The organism is Actinocrinis sp. (genome assembly GCF_035650855.1).
Lineage (GTDB): Bacteria > Actinomycetota > Actinomycetes > Streptomycetales > Catenulisporaceae > Actinocrinis.
In genome coordinates this window covers 1-17880 of the sequence record NZ_DASRGV010000071.1, presented here as the reverse complement: position 1 = coordinate 17880, position 17880 = coordinate 1, and the positions used below count along the sequence as shown (strand labels likewise).

The window sequence follows — 17880 nt, the reverse complement described above, 5'->3', positions numbered from 1 at the left end:
CTCGGAGGACCCTCCATGACCGCGGCCACAGCCGACGGGCTGCCACCACAAGCACCCACGAGTAATCCCGTACTAGCCACCCTCCAGCGCATCGGCCGCTCGCTGATGCTGCCGATCGCCGTCATGCCCGCAGCGGGATTGCTCATCCGGCTCGGTTCCGACGACATCCTCGGCGCGCGCACGCCCGGCGACACGACCCAGCACGGCCTGTACCTGGCGACCGCGACCGGCTGGCACTTCCTGGTCTACGTGGAGGCGGTCTTCGCGGCCGCCGGCAACGGCATCTTCAACTTCCTGCCGCTGCTGTTCGCCATCGGCGTCGCGATCGGTTTCGCGCGGCGCGCGGACGGATCGACCGCCCTTGCCGCCGCGGTCGGCTACCTGGTCTACAACGAGGTGACCGCCGCGGTCTTCGCCATGCCGGCCGGCAGCGCGTGGCGCAAGGACTGGGCCGGGCCCTTCTACGGCACCGACCCCAAGACCGGCGCCGTGACGTACTCGGACGTCATCTCGCACAACCCGACCTACGTGCTCGGCGGCATCTTCGTCGGCCTCATGGCGGCGGTGCTCTACCAGCGCTACTACCGGATCAAGCTGCCTCCGTACCTCGCGTTCTTCGGCGGCCGCCGGTTCGTGCCGATCGTCACCGCGTTCGCCGCGGTCGGCCTCGGCGTGGTGATGGGCCTGCTCTGGGAGTTCGCCGCGGTCCCGATCAACAACCTGGGCGGGGTGGCCGCGCGCAACGGCACCGCGGGAGCCGGCCTGTTCGGCGTGATCAACCGGCTGCTGCTGCCGTTCGGTCTGCACCACATCCCGAACAACATCGTGTGGACCTCCGCGGTCGGCGGCAACTGCAGCCAGAACGGCACTCCGTACCGGGGCGACCTCACCTGCTTCTTCCACGGCTCCCACACCGCGGGCATGTTCATGACCGGGTTCTTCCCGATCATGATGTTCGCCCTGCCCGCCGCCGCGTACGCGATGACCCGCGCCGCCCGCCCGGAGAAGCGCAAGCTGGTCGGCGGCATCATGCTCTCCGCCGCGCTGTGCTCGTTCCTGACCGGCGTGACCGAGCCGATCGAGTTCGCGTTCCTGTTCGCCGCTCCGATGCTGTTCGGGGTGCACGCGCTGCTCACCGGCGTGTCCCTGGCGGTCTGCCAGGCGCTCGGCATTCACGACGGCTTCTCGTTCTCGGCCGGATTGTTCGACTACGTGTTCAACTACGACATCGCGACCAAGCCGCTGCTGCTGATCCCCATCGGCCTGGTCTTCGCGGTGGTGTACTACTTCCTGTTCACCTTCGCGATCAACCGGTTCAACATCCAGACCCCCGGGCGGGAACCCGACGCGGACGAGGATGTCGGCAGCGGCTCGGGCTCGGTCCTGGCCGAGGCCGCGAGCTGACGGCGACTTCGGTAACCTAAGCAACGAAACGATCCTTCCAAGCGCCAACCCACCTCACGACCCCCGTCTCCGGCCCCCGCGACCAGGGCCGGAGACGGGTTGTTTTCCGGGTCTTCCGCTCGGTGCGCCGGGCGACGACCCGGTCGCCGTAAGCGCTACGACAGCGCCGCACGCGCTCTGCAGCGCCGCACGCAACAGGTCCCCGGCTCCGTCGCAACGGAGCCGGGGACCTGCTGTGTCCGCCCGGGAGACCGGCCTACGGGGCCGTCACGCCGTGCAGGACCACCGGACCGAGCGTCGGGTCGAGCTCAGTGGCCTGAGACACGCCGCTCGGAGTGATCGTGTCCATCACCTTCGGCACCATGGCCGGGTCCACCGCGCAGATCGGCGACGTGCCGCCGGGTGCGCACACGCCGAACGCGTAAGGCTGCGCCGTGGCGGAGAAGGCGCGCGCCTGGTCGCCACTGAAGCCGTCCTGACCGGTCAGCGCCAGGGTGAAGGTCCAGCCGGAGCCCGGCGTGCCGAACTGCGCCTGCGGCAGCGCGATGGTGATCGTGTTGGACACCGTGGAGGCGACCACCGCGGTCGGGGTGCCGACCTGGTTGCCGCCTGGATCGACCCACACCGGCGAGGCGAAGCCCTGCACCTCGATGCGCTGGCTCCACGCGTCTGACGCCGCGATCGCGTAGTTGCGCTGCGGGAACGCGGCCGCGGTGGACGTGCTCGCCGCGCCGGGGGCGCGGACGTACACGTCGAGCAGCTGCGCGCCCATCACGTTGCCAAAGGTCGGGGTCAGCTTATTCAGCGTGGTGCGCAGGTAGACCGTGCCGTTCGCGGTGATCACCTGGAACCGGGTCAGGTCGAACGAGCCCGCGCTGAACGAGGACGAGGTCGGGTACTGATACGTGCCCGGCCCGTTGTCGTCGCCGGCCGGGTCGGTGAGGTCGAGCACCGTCGTGCCGCCGACCACATCGCCGACCACAGCGCTCTGCGCGTAACCGGTCGCGCCGGCCTTCGCGGTGGCCGCGACCGTGATGATGTTCGTGCCGAAGCCCACGGACGCGGTAGCTGAGAACGCGCCGGAGGAATCAGCTGTCGTCGTCGCCGTGGTCGCGGCCGCGCCGGTGTCCGTGTCGTCAGACGCGATGACGACCGACGCACCGGGAGCGGTCGTGCCGGTGACCGTCGTGCTGCCGCCCTCGATCGTGGTGCCGGAGGCCGGAGCGGTGATCGTGACCGGGATCGCGCCGGGGGCGCCGTGCGCGACGTATCGCGCGGTCGTGATCTGCGGCCGGTCCACGGTCTGATGCGTTCCGAGATCCACGATCAGCCGCAGCTCCTGCGCCTGCGCCCAGGTCAGCGGCGACGCGGATCCGGCCGGGTGGCCGTTGTCGAATCCGATCGACGCCGTGGTCGGGTCGCTGCCGAACGGCGCGGCGGGCAGGTTCGGGTCCTCCCAGACCTGCTCGGGGACGAGACCGACTCCGGAGGCTGATTTGATCATGAAGGAGAGCAGCGCGGACGCGCCCGCGCGGTCGCCTTCGGCCAGATCCGATTCGGCCCGCTCGCCGGAGAGCACGGGCCACAGGTGCCCGGTCCCGACGTCCGTGGTCGGCCACGGCTCGCCGTTGACCGTGCACGAGGTCTGGCTGTCGACCGTCGAGCAGTCGCCATAGCCGTCCGCGCTGCCGTCGGCCGCCGCGTTGCCGTAGCGGTAGTAGCCGGTGCCGGTGGACGTGGTGACCGAGATCTGCTTGTCCAGCACCGAGAGCGAGTTGCGGAACGTCGCGTCGCTCGGCGACAGCTCGCCGAGGCGCACCAGCTCCTGGAACCCGCCGTCGATCACCGTGCGCTGATCCAGCGTCGGGCCGCCGTTGCCGAGGTTGTAGGTGATCGCGGCGTTCGGGTCGCCGGACTTGGAGAGGCGGATGAAGTACGGGCTCGCACTGTCCGGCCCGGTCGTGGTGACCGTCCAGTTCTTGATGCCGCGCTGGAAGTCGTCCGCGGTGGCCTGATAGAGGGCCGCGTCGGCGGCGTCGCCGTGGCGCTTGGCGATCGCGGAGGCGGCGGTCAGTCCCGCGATCTCGGCTGCGATGGTCGAGACCGAATACCCGGACTGCTCCTCCCAGCGCTCCACCCCGAAGGACGGACCGTGCGAGACCAGGAAGTCCGCGGCCGACTTGATGTGCTGCGACCACAGCGTCGCGTCGCCGCCGAGGCCGGACAGGTAGGCCATCAGGATCGGATACGCGGTCTCGTCCAGCTGGTCGCCACCGGTGTCCGGCGCGGACTGCCCGTTGACGAGCGAGTTGCGCGGCAGCTCACCGTTCGGCCGCTGCTGCTTGGTCAGCAGGAAGCGGGTCGCGGCGCGCGCGGTGACCACGTCGCCGTCCGCGAGTAGTCCGGTGAACGCCTCGTACAGGTCACGCGCGAACACCTCGCGGTACGAGCCGAAGTAGACCGCCTTGCCGTTCACCAAGGCGCCCGCGTTCACCGCCTGGCCCCACGGAGAGGCGAGCGACGCGACGACCGCTCCGGGGAAAGTCTTGTCCTCGCTGGCCTTGAGCACGTTGGCGTCGAGCCAGTACGTCTTGCGGACCGTGTCGCTGCCGATCCCTTGCACGGAGCGTGGCGCCGGGTTGAGCGAGGCGTCGTAGTCACGCCACGAGTCGGTGTACGCGGCCAGGACGGCGCCGAAGGGAGCGCGCAGCGACTTCGAGGCCGTACTCACGGCGTCGGCCTGCGTGCGGCCGAATCCGAGGGAGAGGGTGAACTCGCGGCCGCGGGTCCATCCGCCGGCTCGCGGCGTGACGTCCTCGGTGGCCACGATGTGGCCGTTGGGCGCCGAGGAGGTCGGGAAGAGCGCGTGCGCCGCGTCGAGCTGCGTCAGGCCGTCGCTGGCCGTGCCCGCGTAACCGACCGAAGCCGCGCCGAGCGAGCTGGCGGTCAGCGCCATGAAGGTGGGCACCGCGTACGTCCGGTTCGCGGCCTCGCTCACCGTGGAGGTGTCATAGACGACCGGGACACCGCTCGCCGCATCCACGACGCCGGTGTCCGCGCCCGCGTTGTCGGTGCCACCGCCGCCGTTGCCGTTGACGTGCGCATCCACGCGAGCGAAGACGTGCAGCTTGGTCACGTCCGTGCTGCTGCCCGAGGTCGGCGCGAGCCTGGTGTTCATCAGAACGCTGTCGCGCTGCGGGTCGGTCAGGTAGGTGGTGGTCAGCCGGTAGCCGTGCTTGGCATCGGTCGAGGTGACCGTGCAGACCATGCCGGTCGCGTCCGATTGCACGGTGTACGTCATGTCGCGGGTCTGCAGGTCCGTGAAGGAGGAGCCGTCGGTGACGACGTACTGCAGGGTGCTGACGTTCGTGTTGTCGATGGTCGGCTCGTACACGTCGGAGAGCACCCCGCCCGCGACCGTGTACCAGACCTTTGACGTGGTGTCGCGCGCGGTGCCGAGGCAGTCCTTGCGCGCGAGGTCGAAGTAGGCGGGCGCGCCGGGCGCTCCGGCCGCGGTGCCTGAGGCGGTGGTGTTCGAAGCACTGCCGCCGGTGGCCGGGGCCGTGCTCGCGTAGGCGGCGCCCCCGGCCGCGAAAACGGCGAAGGCGGCGGCTGACGCGAGCGCAGCCGACCGCCTTCCGGATGGTCGTGTCATCGTTGACCTCGTGGTGACAGACGGAATGTTCCGCGCCGTCGTCGACAGCGCGGTGAGCGCCCGGGTCAGAGCCCGCCGATCCGCCGCTGGATCAGTTCACCCCGCCTGCCCGCCGGTCCGACACCGCCAGGTCACGGCACCGCTATGCCGTGACGCCAGCCCGCCTGTCGTGTCGCAACCGCCGTGCAGCACTTACATAACCGAGCGCGTTTGCACACTGCCCGCCACCCGCTGGTGTGTCAAGGGCGAGCGAAGACACCCTCGGCTGCCGCATAGTCGTAGGTGTAGATCTCCCGTCCGTCGACGTACGCGCGCTCGACCCGCTGCATCACGTCCAGCGGATCACCGGACCAGACGCACAGGTCCGCGTCCTTACCCACGGCCAGCGAACCGAGCCGTTCGTCGATGCCGAGGATGCGCGCCGGATTGATGGTCAGCGCACGCAGCGCCGTCTCCCGGTCCAGGCCCTCCTTCACCGCGAGCGTGGCCTGGTGCACCAGGAAGTTGATGGGTACAACCGGGTGGTCGGTGGTGATCGCGATGGTCACGCCCGCGCGGGCCAGCCGGCCCGGATTCGCCAGCGAGCGGTTGCGCAGCTCGACCTTGGAGCGCGAGGTGAACAAGGGGCCGATGATCACCGGGACGCCGCGCGCCGCCAGCTTGTCGGCGACCAGGTGCGCCTCGGTGCCGTGGTCGATGACCAGTTCGTACCCGAATTCGTCGGCGATGCGCAGCGCGGTGGCGATGTCGTCGGCCCGGTGCACGTGCTGGCGCCACGGGATCTCCCGGCGCAGCACCCGGCCGATCGCCTCCAGCTTGAGGTCGCGCTCCACCGGCTTGCGCTCCTCGGCCGGCTTTGCCGCCTCCGACTCGATCTTGGCCAGGTAGTTCTGCGCCTCGACGAACGCGCCGCGGATCACCGCCGCCGTGCCGAGCCGCGTCGAAGGGGTCTGCTTCTTGTCGCCGTAGACCCGCTTCGGGTTCTCGCCGAGCGCTGATTTGATCCCGGCCGGCTCGCGCAGCAACCGGTCGTCGACCGTCCCGCCCCAGCTCTTGAGCGCGACCGTCTGCCCGCCGATCGGGTTGCCCGAACCGGGGTTGACGTTGACCGCGAGCACGCCGCCGATGATCGCGTCGCGCCAGCCCTGCTCGTCCGGGTTGATCGCGTCCAGGGCGCGCACGTGCGCGGTCACCGGGTCGGTCATCTCGTTGGTGTCGTTGCCGGCCCAGCCCTCGCCCTCCTCGTGCACGCCGAGGTGGCCGTGCGCCTCGATGAAGCCGGGCAGCACCCACTTGCCGGCCGCGTCCACGACCTCGGCGCCCTCCGGCACCGCCACCTGCGCGCCGCCGAGCGCGCTGATCCTGCCGTCCTCGATCAGCAGGATCCCGGCCTCGATCGGCTCGGCGTCGACCGGCACGATCCGGCCGCCGACGATCGCGGTCACCGACATGGTTCCTCCCGTGGGTAATCTCGCTCAAGGTAATGACTCAGCCGCACTGCCGACCATGACAAAATATCGGTTGGCGGCCTGGGACGGGCTGGTATAGTGGTCCGCCTTCCCAGCACATGTACGGCGCGCGACCATCACCGCGCCGAGACCTCTGCGCTCCGGTGAATACACATTTCTTCCTTCTGACCTGTGTAACTGCTTGGAGCCTCTGTGCCGTCTTCAACCGCGCCCGCTTCCGCGGCGCCTTCCTCCATCGACGATCCAGTCATCCGCGCCGAACGCGCGCACCTGGCCGCGTCTCGGGCCGCGCTGCGCACGATGCGTGAGGAGACCCTCGCGCTCAAGGCGCAGGGCGGTACCGCCTGGTCCACCGGCGTGCTCAACCTCGCGCTCCAGGCCCGCGCGGCCGCGCTGCTCGATCACCCGGACGTACCGCTGTTCTTTGGCCGGCTGGACTATTCGGCCACCTTGCCGAGTGAGTACCGCGGCGAGCGCTACTACGTCGGCCGACGCCACGTGCACGACGCGGTCGGCGATCCGATGGTCATCGACTGGCGCGCTCCGGTGTCGGTCGCCTTCTACCGGGCCAGCGCTAAGGACCCCTACGGTCTGGCCCTGCGCCGCCGCTTCGGCTTCTCCGGCGGCGAACTGACCGCGTACGAGGACGAACCGCTGGACGGTACGGCCGCGGCCGCTGCCGCTCCAGGAACCGCTGCGTCCTCGGGAAGCAGGATCCTGACCGCGGAGATCGAGCGGCCGCGCGTCGGCCCGATGCGCGACATCGTGGCGACCATCCAGCCCGAGCAGGACGAGATCGTCCGCGCCGACCTGACCGAGTCGGTCTGCGTACAAGGCGCCCCGGGCACCGGGAAGACCGCCGTCGGCCTGCACCGCGTCGCCTTCCTGCTCTACACGCACCGCGAACGGCTGAAACGCGGCGGCGCGCTGGTGGTCGGTCCGAACCGGCAGTTCCTCAAGTACATCGAGCAGGTGCTGCCCGCGCTCGGCGAGGTGGACGTGGCGCAGGCGACCGTCGAAGAGCTCGTATCCAAGAGCTTCGCGCAGCGCTTCACCGTGCGCGGCACGGACAGCGCCGAGACGGCCCGGATCAAGGGCGACGCGCGCATGGCAGAGGTCTTGCACCGCGCGCTGTGGTCCAGCCTGTGCGCGCCGACCGAGGCGCTGGTCGTGCCGCGCGGCGTGCGCAAGTGGCGCGTCCCGGCGAACGAACTCCAAGAGCACATCGACGCGATCCGTGAGCGCAATGTCCGCTACGCCGCGGGGCGGGCGATGCTGGCGCAGCGGATCGCGCACGCCGTGCTGACCCGGATGGAGGCGGCGGGGGAGTCGCCGGACGACCGGGTGCAGGACGCGGTGGCCCGCTCCCGGCCGGTGAAGCTGCTCGTCGATCAGCTCTGGCCCGCGGTCGATCCGATCAAGCTGCTGTTCGCTCTGCTCTCCTCGGCACAGCGGCTCGCCGAGGCGGCGGACGGCCTGCTCGGCGATGAAGAACAGGCGCTGATCTGCTGGGAACGAGCGGGCGGGAAGGTCCCGCGCACGCCGGGCGCCGCGCGCTGGACGCCCGCCGACGCGGTCCTGCTCGACGAGCTCGCCGACCAGTTGGACCGGGTCCACTCGCTGGCCCACGTGGTGCTCGACGAGGCGCAGGACCTCTCCCCGATGCAGTGCCGGGCGGTCGGCCGCCGCTGCGCCACCGGCTCGGCGACCGTGCTCGGCGACGTGGCGCAGGCGACCACGGCGTGGGCCGCCGGGTCGTGGGAGGAGACGCTGCGGCATCTCGGCAAGCCGGAGGCGGTGCGGGAGGAGCTGACGCAGGGCTTCCGGGTGCCGCGGCAGGTGATCGAGTACGCGGCCCGCCTGCTGCCGTACGCGGCGCCGCAGCTGGCCCCGCCGACCTCGGTGCGGCAGGCGGCGGGGGCGCTCGACCTGCTGGCGGTCGCGGACGTGCCCGAAGCCACGGTGAAGGCCGCCGCGAGCGCGCTGGAGCGCGAAGGCTCGATCGGCATCATCGCGGCGGACGCCTCGATCGACGTGCTCGCGAAAACCTTGACGGAGAACGGAATCGGGCACGAGGTGCTCGGCGCCGACGACGACGCGTCAGACGGCCGTGTGTCAGACGGCGGCGCGCCCGACGGCGACATCGCCGATGACGGCGCGTCCTCCGGTGCCGAGTCGGGCGCCGATGAATCGCCGCTTGAGCAGACCGCTACGGCGCCTCGCATCTCACTGGTGCCGGCGAGTCTCGCGAAGGGCCTCGAGTACGACCAGGTGATCGTCGCCGAGCCGGCGGACATCGTCGAGGCCGAATACGCCGAGATGCTCGGCCTGCGCCGCCTCTACGTCGTGCTGACCCGCGCCGTCAGTGCGCTCACCGTGCTGCACGCCCGGCCGCTTCCGCCCCAGCTCGCCGAGGGCTAGGCGCGACCCGCGCGGTCCGGTCAGCCGACCGGCTCGCTCAGCGGTGCGTCCAATGCCGCCCGCCAGGTCTTGACCAGCTCCGCGTCGACCGGACCGTTCCAGTCGCCGGAGAACCGCGCGGCGGTACCGATGTGGAAGCCGGTCAGGCCGGCCGTGCGCAGCGCCGCCACGTCGGTCAGCTTCAGCCCGCCGCCGACCAGCAGGCTCAGCCCGTTCGGGTCGGCGGCTTCGCGGGCCGCCTCCGCCGCGAGGACGTCGATGCCCTGCGCCGCCGGGAACGGGCCGCCCGAGGTCAGCACCGTGTCGAGGCCGGGAAGCCGGCGGATCGCCGCGTACACCGCGTCCCGGTCCGCCGCCTTGTCGATCGCCTTGTGGAAGGTCCACGGCGCGCCTTCCAGCGCCTCGAGCACCGTTTCCAGCGCCGCCAGATCCACCGCGCCGTTCGCGTCCAGCCAGCCCATCACGAATTCGTCCGCGCCCTCCGCGCGCAGCTGCTTGACCGACGTGGCCAGCGCGCTGACCGAGCCCGGTCCGCCCGTCAGGAATCCGTCGCGTAAACGGATCATGACGCGTAACGGAACGTTTACCGCGGATCGGATCGAGCTGAACGCCTCCAGGGAAGGATTAAATCCGGAGAACTGCATGGAGCTCACCAGTTCCAGCCGGTCAGCGCCGCCGTCCACGGCCATGCGCGCGTCGGTTGCGTCCAGGGCGATGACTTCGAGCAGCGCTTTCGACATGCCGCCAGCCTGCCATAGGGGCGTTCGAAGCGGTGAACAGGGGGCGCAGGGTGGAGGCCGTACGCGCGAGGGCGCCCCGGGGCGCGCTACACGCGCCGGTGCACCGTCCGTCTAGGCTGGGAATATATATCAGGACTGAGAGCCCAGGACTGAGCACGACAGGACCGCGAGCACGCAGGGCCCAGGGGCCCGGGAACCCGAGACCGGAGAGAGGCCGAATTGCGCGGGGCACCGACCAAGAGCGCGAAGATCCAGCCCGAACAGCGGCTGTTCGGGTATCTGAGCGAGGTGGCGAACGAGGCTTCCGGCAAGCTGTCCCCAGCCGCCCGCACCAGGCTCGTCGAGTCCCTGCGCAACACCATCGAACAGGAACGCGCGCGCCGCGGCCCCGACCTGGCCACGCTCGACGGCATCCTGCGCCGGATCGGCGACCCGGTCACCCTGGTGGACAGCGAGGTCCAGCGCGACCCCGACTACCAGGCCAGGCTCAGCGCCCGGCTGGCCCGCGCCACCGACGGCCCACAGGTGCCGATCACCGACGACCTGGCCGAGCTGCTCGCCCCGCAGTCCTCATCCGGCCCCGACGTGCCCTTGGGGACCGGCGGGCGTGCGAGCGTCGCCGGCCCGGAGCTGTGCCTCGACCCCGATCCGTTCGCGCCGGACCACTCGGTGGAGACGGTCGGCGGGCTCGCCGCGGTGTCCGCGCCCAGCTCGGTGCCCGCGACGGCCACGACCATGACCATGGTCCTGCCGGACTTCGGCGAGGCCGGCGACCCGGAGCTGGCCTACTCCCCGGTGCGGGCGCGGGTGCGTTCGGCGTGGCTGCAAGGCCCGAAGGCGCGCCCCTGGGAGGCGCTGGCCATAGCGGTGTTCCTGGTCGGCGCGGTCCTCGGGCAGTGGGTCGTGCTGCTGGTCGCCGCGCTCGTCGCCTGTACGTCGCGGTACTTCACCCCGGTGGAGAAGTGGTTCCTCGTCGTGGGCGTCCCGGTCGCGACCGGACTGGTCTACGCGTTCGGGTTCTGGCTGCACCAGCACGGCTTCTGGGGCGGAACCGCGGTGAACACCTCGGACCTGCTGTCCGGCGCGGCCTCCTTCTTCGGCACCCTGCCGAGGATCGCCGCGCTGCTGGCCGCGCTGTTCCTGAGCTGGCGGCTGGCCCGGGGCATCACGCGCCAGCTGTGACCATGCGTCCGCCGACCGGATCCGCCAACGGCCCGGCGATCCCCAGCAACCGGTAACCGGTCGGCGTCTCGACCGTGCCCGCACCGCACGAGGTCAGCCGCGGGCAGGTGGCCTCATGGCGCGCGAGCGTGACCGTGTGCGCCCCCAGGCCGGCGACGTGGAACCGCACCCGGTGAACGCGGTACGCCACGCCGGTTGACTGCTCCTCAGCTGCGGTACCTGCGGCGTGCGCCTCGCCGTCACCGTCACACTGGCCGACATATCGCACGGCGCTTTCCTCCACCGTCCCGAGCGCACGCCGCAACAGACACTCGGCCGCCTGCGCCGCTGCGGGAAGCCCGGCGCTGCCCCGGAGCCGGTCCAGCGCCACCCGATTGCCCAAGGCAGCCTCGGCGACGCGAACCGCATCGTCCGGGTCCAACCGGCCGTAGTACGCACCGGCCGGCAGCACAACGAGATTCGCGGCAAAGCGGTCCCCACCCACATGCGTCGTCTCCCACACCACAGGCCCAAAGCGCGCGGCGAGCGCACGAGCCACCGGCCTGCCGAACTTGGCGCAACACACCTCGCGCCGGCCGTGCGTACAGACCAGCAGCGCCGTATCGACCGGGGTGCCAAAGCCCGGCGGCGACGATCGCGCGATGCGAGCCGGATCCAGGTCACACAGTGCCTGAGGATCCGTCAGAGTGCGCCGTTCAAGCCATCTGCGGCCGGGCGTACCGCCGCCGACCATCACGGTCGGCGCACCGATCTGACGTCCTGTCCGATCCGGCCGCCGGATCAGCTGCGTGCGGACACCGTGTTCGAGGGCGTCGTCGGCGAACCGGGCGATCGGCGCGGGCACGTCTCGAGGCAAACCGAAAGCCGGCCACGGCCCCGGATGCTCGATGAGCAGCCATCCCACGGCGGCGGTCGGCGCCGTGCCGATCAGCGGTTCGCCGAGCTGACGGCAGATCGCAGCGCAGCCGGCGTAGTCGGCCCGTTCGCGTTGCAGCACTGCGTGACCGCCCCGTGATGGATTGTTACTTAGGGTCGCCTTACTCTAGTAAGGGAACGACGGGACGGTCTGTCTCGTTGGTCCGATCGAGAACCGACGAGTTCGGTAACGTGCGTGGGTAACCATGGTGACCGTCGGTTGATCGCCAGCTAGCCTTAACTCATCAGGGTGACGCGAATCGGAACCGCGCCACCCGGTCGACCGCGCCTGGCGCGGGCTCTGCAAGCACTCCAGCGACGACAAGACGGATGAGGTAGTCCCGTGCCAACCGGCAAGGTGAAGTGGTACAACGCCGACAAGGGTTACGGATTCATCACGCGCGATGACGGCGGCGATGTCCACGTCCACTCCTCGGCTCTGCCCGCCGGGACGAGCGCGCTCAAGCCGGGCCAGCGGGTGGAGTTCGGAGTAGCCGAGGGGCGCCGCGGCGAGAGCGCGCTGAACCTGCACCTGCTGGACGCCAGGCCGTCCGTCGCCGCCGCGACCCGCAAACCGGCCGATGAGCTCGTCGTCATCGTCGAGGACGTGATCAAGGTGCTCGACCACACCTCGAACACGCTGCGCCGCGGCAAGTACCCGGACCGGGAGGCGGCCCAGAAGGTGGCCAAGCTGCTGCGCGCCGTCGCCGATCAGCTGGACGCCTAGGCGCGTTCAGCCTCAGCCGCGCCGCCGGGACGTAAGGCGAGCTCTAACACCGTGCCTTCGGGCAGCGTGTCGCCGAGCAGCCTGCGCACGGCCGCGTAGCCCTCGGGTCCGAGGTCGCGGGTGAATTCGTTCACGTAGAGCGCGATGTGCGCCTTCGCGACCTCGGGGTCGAGTTCCTGCGCCTGCTCCATCACGTAGTCGCGGGAGGCCTCGGGGTGCGCGAAGGCGTAGTCCACGCTCTCCCGCACCACCCGGCTGAGCTCCGCGATCCGCTCCGGGCCGAGCGCGCGGCGGGCCACGATCGCGCCGAGCGGGATCGGCGCTCCGGTCACGCTCTCCCACCAGTCACCGAGGTCCGCGAGGCGGCGCAGGCCGAAGTCCGGATAGGTGAAGCGCGCCTCGTGGATCACGAGCCCCGCGTCCACGAGCCCGTCGCGCACCGCCGGCATGATCTCGTGGAACGGCAGTACCCGGATCTCGCCGAGGCCGCCGACGCCGCCGGTGACCTGCTCCTGCGCCCAGCGCTGGAAGAGCAGGTACGCGGTCGACTTGAGGCTCGGCACCGCCACGGTCTTGCCGGCCAGTTCGGCGCCGGAAGGCTCGCTGTCCGCGCCGCCGGGGCCGGTGAGCACCAGGGGTCCGCAGCCGCGCCCGAGGGCCCCGCCGCAGGGCAGCAGCACGTACTCGTCGAGCGCCTCGGGCAGCGCAGCATACGAGATCTTCATCACATCAAGGCCGCCCTCGCGGACCAGGTTGTTGGTCACGTCGATGTCGGCGTGTGTGACCTCGATGTGCGGCGCGCCCTCGATCAGGCCATGCGACCAGGCATGGAAGACGAAGGTGTCGTTCGGGCACGGCGAGTACGCGATGCTCAGCGTCTCAGTCACCCCAGAAGTCCTTCCACGATCGGCAATGCCGCCGCGGTCAGCGTGCTCAGCGCCTCGCCGATCCGCCAGGCCGAGCGGTCACGCGGACCGATCAGGTTCGAAGCCGCCCGGACCTCGGCGACCGGCAGTCCGAACTGCACGGCGGCCACCGCCACACCGTAACCCTCCATCGCCTCGCCTACCGCGGCCGGGTAGCGCGTACGCAGCCAGGCCGCGCGCTCCGCGGTGCCTGTGCCGGTGCTCACTGTCAGCACGTCACCGCGTACCGCATCGCGTCCACTGACGGCCTTGAGCCCGTCTAGCGCTAACGCATCGATCACTGTCGTACCGAACCCGAGCTCTTCCACGGACTGGAAGCCCTCCGGACCATCCGCGCCGAGGTCCGCAGCGATGATCCGCTCTGCGATCAACAGATCGCCGAGCCCGCCCGACTCCGGGAACACGCCGCCGATCCCAGCACTGAGCACGACGTCGAATGGCTCGCGCGCTAGTGCCACCGCCGCCGACGCCGCAGCTACGGCCGCCGTCACGCCGCCGACCAGCAGCGTGACCGAGGCGTGCAGTTCCTCGGGCAACTCCACCAGGCCCCGCTCGAACGCCTCGCGTTCGGCCTCGACCGCGGTAACGATCAGACAGCGTCTAGCTGTGTGGTTCGAGCTCACCGTCAGGACGCTACCTCAGACGCCCCCGGCTGCCAGCGCAGGTCGTACAGCGCCTTGGTGGTCAAGAGCGCCATGACGCTCAGCCCGACCGCGCCAAGGCTCAGGCCGAGCACGCCGTTGGAGGGCAGCGCGAGCCCGAGCGCGCCGCCGAGCACCCATGCGAGCTGAAGCAGCGTCTCCGAGCGCGCGAACGCCGACGTACGCACGCGCTCCAGGGTGTCCCGTTGTAGCAACGCGTCCAGCGAGAGCTTCGAAAGTGACGGAGCCATGCCGGTCACCGCGCCGAGGACCAGCACCATCGGCAGGCCGTAGAAGAACGCGGCGATGATCGACGTCACCGACGCGACCGCCAGCGAGGCGGTGATGATGGTTTCTGGGGCCCCGGCCCGCAGCAGCTTGCCGAGCAGCGAGCCGAGCGCGCTGCCGACGAACACCGCCGCGGCGAAGACGCCGACCGCGGTCAGATCCTTCAGCCCGCCGAGCGGATGACGGCGCACCAGGAACGCGATGAAGAGGCTGAGGAAGCCGGAGAAGGCCCGCAGCGTCGCGTTGGCGCGCAGCGCGAGCACTACCGAGGGGCCGACCGAGCGCAGCCGCCGGTCGGGCATCGACTCGGCGAGCGTGGCGTCCGGGCCGCGATCCCGCTTGCGTAGCTGCGCCTTCACCTCGCCCTCGTTCGAGTCGACGATCTTGGGCAGCCGGATCGCCAGCCAGGTGCCCAGGAAGAACACCAGCGCGGCGAAGCTCAGCGTCCAGGCCGGGCCGATGGCGCCGAGGCCTAGGCCGATCGGGGTGGCGATGATCGTGGCCGCCAGCGCCGTCATGGAGATCCGCGAGTTGGCCCGTACCAGCGTCGTTCCCGACGGCAGGACGCGCGGGATGACCGCCGCCCTGCTGACGCCGTACGCCTTGGACGCGGCCAGGCACCCGAACGCGGCCGGGTAGAGCGCCAGTCCGCCGCCGCTGATCGTCTTGGCCATCACCAGGCACAGCAGCGCGCGGATCAGCGCCGTTACCGCCATCGCGAAGCGCCGGCCGCCGCGCAGCCGGTCCAGCAGCGGCCCGATCAGCGGCGCCAGCAGCGTGAACGGAACCATCGTGATCAGCAGATAAAGCGCGACCTTCGAGCGCGCCTCGGTCGGCTGCACCGAGAAGAACAGCGAGTTGGCCAGCGCGAGCGTGACCAGGATGTCGCCGGCGCCGATGACGGCGCCCATCTCCAGCACATGCGCCAGCCCGGACTCGCCGGCGCCCTCGGCGTGCGTAACGCGCTGGATGCGTCCATATACCGCGTCGGCTGCGTCCAATCCACGTCCGGCCGAGCGCCGGAACGCACGCACACCGCGGTGAACCGGATCCTCCGGATCGGGCGCCCCGACGCGCGTGGAGTCCAGGCCCGGGGTGACGACCGTCGGATCCTCCGGCGTGGCGAAGGAAGCTGTCGGTGCGTCAGGAGACGAGGTCGGCGTGAGGCGTCCGGTCAACTGCGCTGCAAGCGCCGGATCAACCGGCTGAGTGACATCGTGAGGGGCGGCAGTTCCTGCCGGCCCTCTTCTTTCCTCACTCGCCTGCGTGGAAGGTTCATTCACCGGCTGCGTGCGCGACCAACGCTCATCGGGTCGACGCGTTATCAGCGGCTTGTTGACCCTTATGCCAACAGACTCAGACGCGGCGGCTCGAATGTTCGGATCTTGTGTACCGGCACCCTGCTCCGGCAGCGTCAGACGCTCGGTCGGTGCCTCAGCGTCCGGCTGCCCCTCCCCATAGCCGCGAGGGTTCCGCCTACCAATGCTCACTTACCTATCCTCGCGCGTCACCGCCTTAGTTGTCTCCTGTCCGCCAGAGGCATCCCGGAACGACTAACATCGACCCCGTGAGCGCGACGACCAGGACCAGGCCGAGCCGTACCCCCGTGCTGGACCAGGCATGCGCCGAGGCGGTCGATCTCGCCTTCGCCGCCGCCGAGGACGTGGCCGGCATCGGCCGGGTCGGTGAACACCAGGGCGCGACCGCCGAGGGCGAGCGCACCGTGACGCACTACTTCGCGGCCCAGGAGCGCGGCTACGCGGGCTGGCGCTGGGCCGTCACCGTGACCCGTGCCTCGCGCTCGAAGCAGGTGACCGTCGACGAGACCGTGCTGCTGCCCGGCGAGGGCGCGATCCTGGCCCCGCGCTGGCTGCCGTGGAGCGAGCGGATCCAGCCCGGCGACATCGGCGTCGGCGATCTGCTGCCGACCGCGGCCGACGACGTGCGCCTCGAGCCCGGCTACACCGGCGCGGACGACACGGAGCCGAAGCCGCTGCGCGACGCCCCGCCGATGCCCGCGGGCGACGCCGATCCGGCCCGGCCGCAGCGCGACAGCCTGCCGCTGATCGCCTTCGAGCTCGGCCTCGGCCGCGCGCGGGTGCTGTCCCTGACGGGCCGCCAGATGGCCGCCGACCGGTGGAGCGAGTCCTTCGGCGCGGCCGCCCCGATCGCCCAGGCCGCCCCGGCGAGCTGCGCCAGCTGCGGCTTCCTGACCTCCCTGCGTGGAACGCTGAGCCAGGCCTTCGGCGTCTGCGCGAACGAGTACTCCCCGGCCGACGGCCACGTCGTCGCGCTGGACTTCGGCTGCGGCGGCCACTCGGAGGCCGCTGTGGTGCCCGACGCGGCCGAACTCGGCGAGCCGATCGTGGACGAGTACGCGGTGGACCAGGTCCAGCTGCACCCGACTGGATCGGTGCACGCGGACGGGGCCGGCGGGCAGAGCGAGGACGCTGAGTTCACCGACGAGGAAGCCGAACTCGGCCACTCCTGAGCGGGAACGTCCTCCTGCCGGGACAGTCCGATATCACTGACAGGCAGGGGCCGACCCCTGCTACGTTCCGGCCGTCAACCACCCACGACTGGCCTGACCTGCTGCTGCGCGGCTACCAGTCGTGCGCCGCTCTATTCAGCTGCCTACTGCCTATCTGCCGTGGATCGGGTCGTACCAACCCACGCCGTTGCAGACCGCGCATTCGCGCAAGGCCACCGTCTCCAGAACGCGCGTCGACCGTACGCCGGCGCCGCGCAGCAACCCGAAAGTCACAATGGTGCGGCCCTGCCCGTCGCAGTCTGGGCACAGTGCCATCATGGCGCCCGTCCTTGGACTGCTCGCTGCGGAGCGTGGTGATTCCACACCACACAGTATATGGACGTTGGTGCGATCAAGCGACTACTGTGCGTTGGCTTTGGACATCCTTTGCTGACGGCGGCGGCAGTACACCAGGCCGACCAGGCCGAGCAGTGCCCCCGAAAGGGCGATCCACGGCCAGCGTCCGTGTCCCGAACGCTCCAATGAACTGCGTAGCGCGAGCAGTACGACGAAGGCCACCGCGAACAGTGCGGTACCGATGGCGACGATGAGTACGTCGTTGGTCTCCATCGGCTCAATCTCGACACGCCCCGCGGCAGCGCCGTCGACGTTCGCATCTGTGCGTTCCGAACCGGCACGCTGCGTTACTGCATCGCCGCTTCCGTCCGCCTCGGAATGCCCGTTCCGAGGCGGATCCGATGCCATTTCTTGATCACGGGGAACAGTCACGGTAATCAGCCTATGGAACCCTGGCCCCGGCCGTACACCAACCCGTACGCGTGCACGCCGACCACCCACAGCTGGACAGCCCCAGACTGTTCGACGACACAAAGGGATTGCTGCCGATGTCCACGACGCTCGACGCTCCGCCCGGCTCCTCACCGGGCAACGTGCTGGACCGCTACTTCCGCCTGAGCGAGCGCGGCACCTCGGTGGTGCGCGAGGTGCGCGGCGGGGTCGCCACCTTCTTCGCCCTGGCCTA

At 70.5% G+C, this 17880-nt stretch carries 13 protein-coding genes; 5 read left to right on the top strand and 8 right to left on the bottom strand.

Annotated elements, in window-relative coordinates; translation table 11 throughout:
- Window positions 1-15 precede the first annotated feature (15 nt).
- Window positions 16-1404, top strand: coding sequence for a PTS transporter subunit EIIC (locus tag VFB40_RS05765; protein ID WP_324848245.1), 1389 nt, complete (start codon window positions 16-18; stop codon window positions 1402-1404).
- A gap of 256 nt (window positions 1405-1660) precedes the next feature.
- On the opposite strand, the gene VFB40_RS05760 is transcribed toward VFB40_RS05765, so the two are convergent.
- The gene (locus VFB40_RS05760; RefSeq protein WP_324848244.1) at window positions 1661-5059 is read right to left on the bottom strand and encodes a glucodextranase DOMON-like domain-containing protein; all 3399 of its coding nucleotides are present in this window, start codon (window positions 5057-5059) and stop codon (window positions 1661-1663) included.
- Window positions 5060-5298: 239 nt separating this feature from the next.
- Window positions 5299-6510 (bottom strand): amidohydrolase, encoded by a 1212-nt coding sequence (locus VFB40_RS05755; protein WP_324848243.1) that lies wholly within the window; start codon window positions 6508-6510, stop codon window positions 5299-5301.
- Between the two features lie 210 nt (window positions 6511-6720).
- Between VFB40_RS05755 and VFB40_RS05750 the strand changes: the two genes are divergently transcribed.
- A complete protein-coding gene (locus tag VFB40_RS05750; RefSeq protein WP_324848242.1) occupies window positions 6721-8949 on the top strand; it encodes a HelD family protein in 2229 nt (742 codons plus the stop codon).
- Between the two features lie 20 nt (window positions 8950-8969).
- Here VFB40_RS05750 and VFB40_RS05745 read toward each other — a convergent pair whose 3' ends face one another.
- The gene (locus tag VFB40_RS05745; RefSeq protein WP_324848241.1) at window positions 8970-9689 is read right to left on the bottom strand and encodes a copper homeostasis protein CutC; all 720 of its coding nucleotides are present in this window, start codon (window positions 9687-9689) and stop codon (window positions 8970-8972) included.
- A gap of 219 nt (window positions 9690-9908) precedes the next feature.
- On the opposite strand from VFB40_RS05745, the gene VFB40_RS05740 reads away from it, so the two are divergent.
- Window positions 9909-10871 carry a hypothetical protein gene (locus VFB40_RS05740; protein WP_324848240.1) on the top strand — a complete coding sequence of 321 codons (963 nt, stop codon included), beginning with the start codon at window positions 9909-9911 and terminating at the stop codon, window positions 10869-10871.
- On the opposite strand, the gene VFB40_RS05735 is transcribed toward VFB40_RS05740, so the two are convergent.
- Entirely contained in the window at window positions 10855-11868 is a 1014-nt protein-coding gene (locus tag VFB40_RS05735) for a ferredoxin family protein (RefSeq protein WP_324848239.1), read from the bottom strand. The two genes, VFB40_RS05740 and VFB40_RS05735, sit on opposite strands and share 17 nt — an antisense overlap.
- Before the next feature lie 261 nt (window positions 11869-12129).
- Between VFB40_RS05735 and VFB40_RS28465 the strand changes: the two genes are divergently transcribed.
- Entirely contained in the window at window positions 12130-12513 is a 384-nt protein-coding gene (locus VFB40_RS28465) for a cold-shock protein (protein WP_349261358.1), read from the top strand.
- Here the strand turns inward: VFB40_RS28465 and VFB40_RS05725 are convergent.
- From VFB40_RS05725 to VFB40_RS05715, 3 genes are read right to left on the bottom strand one after another with little or no spacing between them, the layout of a single operon-like run.
- On the bottom strand, window positions 12510-13400 hold the full coding sequence (locus tag VFB40_RS05725; RefSeq protein WP_324848238.1) for a 1,4-dihydroxy-6-naphtoate synthase: 891 nt from the start codon (window positions 13398-13400) through the stop codon (window positions 12510-12512). The two genes, VFB40_RS28465 and VFB40_RS05725, sit on opposite strands and share 4 nt — an antisense overlap.
- Window positions 13397-14062, bottom strand: coding sequence for a futalosine hydrolase (locus VFB40_RS05720; protein WP_324848237.1), 666 nt, complete (start codon window positions 14060-14062; stop codon window positions 13397-13399). The genes VFB40_RS05725 and VFB40_RS05720 overlap by 4 nt, the downstream gene beginning before the upstream one ends.
- A gap of 2 nt (window positions 14063-14064) precedes the next feature.
- Window positions 14065-15546, bottom strand: coding sequence for an MFS transporter (locus VFB40_RS05715; protein ID WP_324848236.1), 1482 nt, complete (start codon window positions 15544-15546; stop codon window positions 14065-14067).
- 389 nt (window positions 15547-15935) lie between these two features.
- Between VFB40_RS05715 and VFB40_RS05710 the strand changes: the two genes are divergently transcribed.
- Window positions 15936-16859 carry a DUF3027 domain-containing protein gene (locus tag VFB40_RS05710; protein WP_324848235.1) on the top strand — a complete coding sequence of 308 codons (924 nt, stop codon included), beginning with the start codon at window positions 15936-15938 and terminating at the stop codon, window positions 16857-16859.
- 399 nt (window positions 16860-17258) lie between these two features.
- On the opposite strand, the gene VFB40_RS05705 is transcribed toward VFB40_RS05710, so the two are convergent.
- Entirely contained in the window at window positions 17259-17468 is a 210-nt protein-coding gene (locus tag VFB40_RS05705; RefSeq protein ID WP_324848234.1) for a DUF2530 domain-containing protein, read from the bottom strand.
- Window positions 17469-17880: the final 412 nt, after the last annotated feature.

Coding starts and splice junctions, on each gene's coding strand:
- VFB40_RS05705 (WP_324848234.1), bottom strand. CDS start 17,468: ATGGAGACCAACGACGTACTCATCGTCGCCATCGGTACCGCACTGTTC.
- VFB40_RS05755 (WP_324848243.1), bottom strand. CDS start 6,510: ATGTCGGTGACCGCGATCGTCGGCGGCCGGATCGTGCCGGTCGACGCC.
- VFB40_RS05760 (WP_324848244.1), bottom strand. CDS start 5,059: ATGACACGACCATCCGGAAGGCGGTCGGCTGCGCTCGCGTCAGCCGCC.
- VFB40_RS05745 (WP_324848241.1), bottom strand. CDS start 9,689: ATGTCGAAAGCGCTGCTCGAAGTCATCGCCCTGGACGCAACCGACGCG.
- VFB40_RS05765 (WP_324848245.1), top strand. CDS start 16: ATGACCGCGGCCACAGCCGACGGGCTGCCACCACAAGCACCCACGAGT.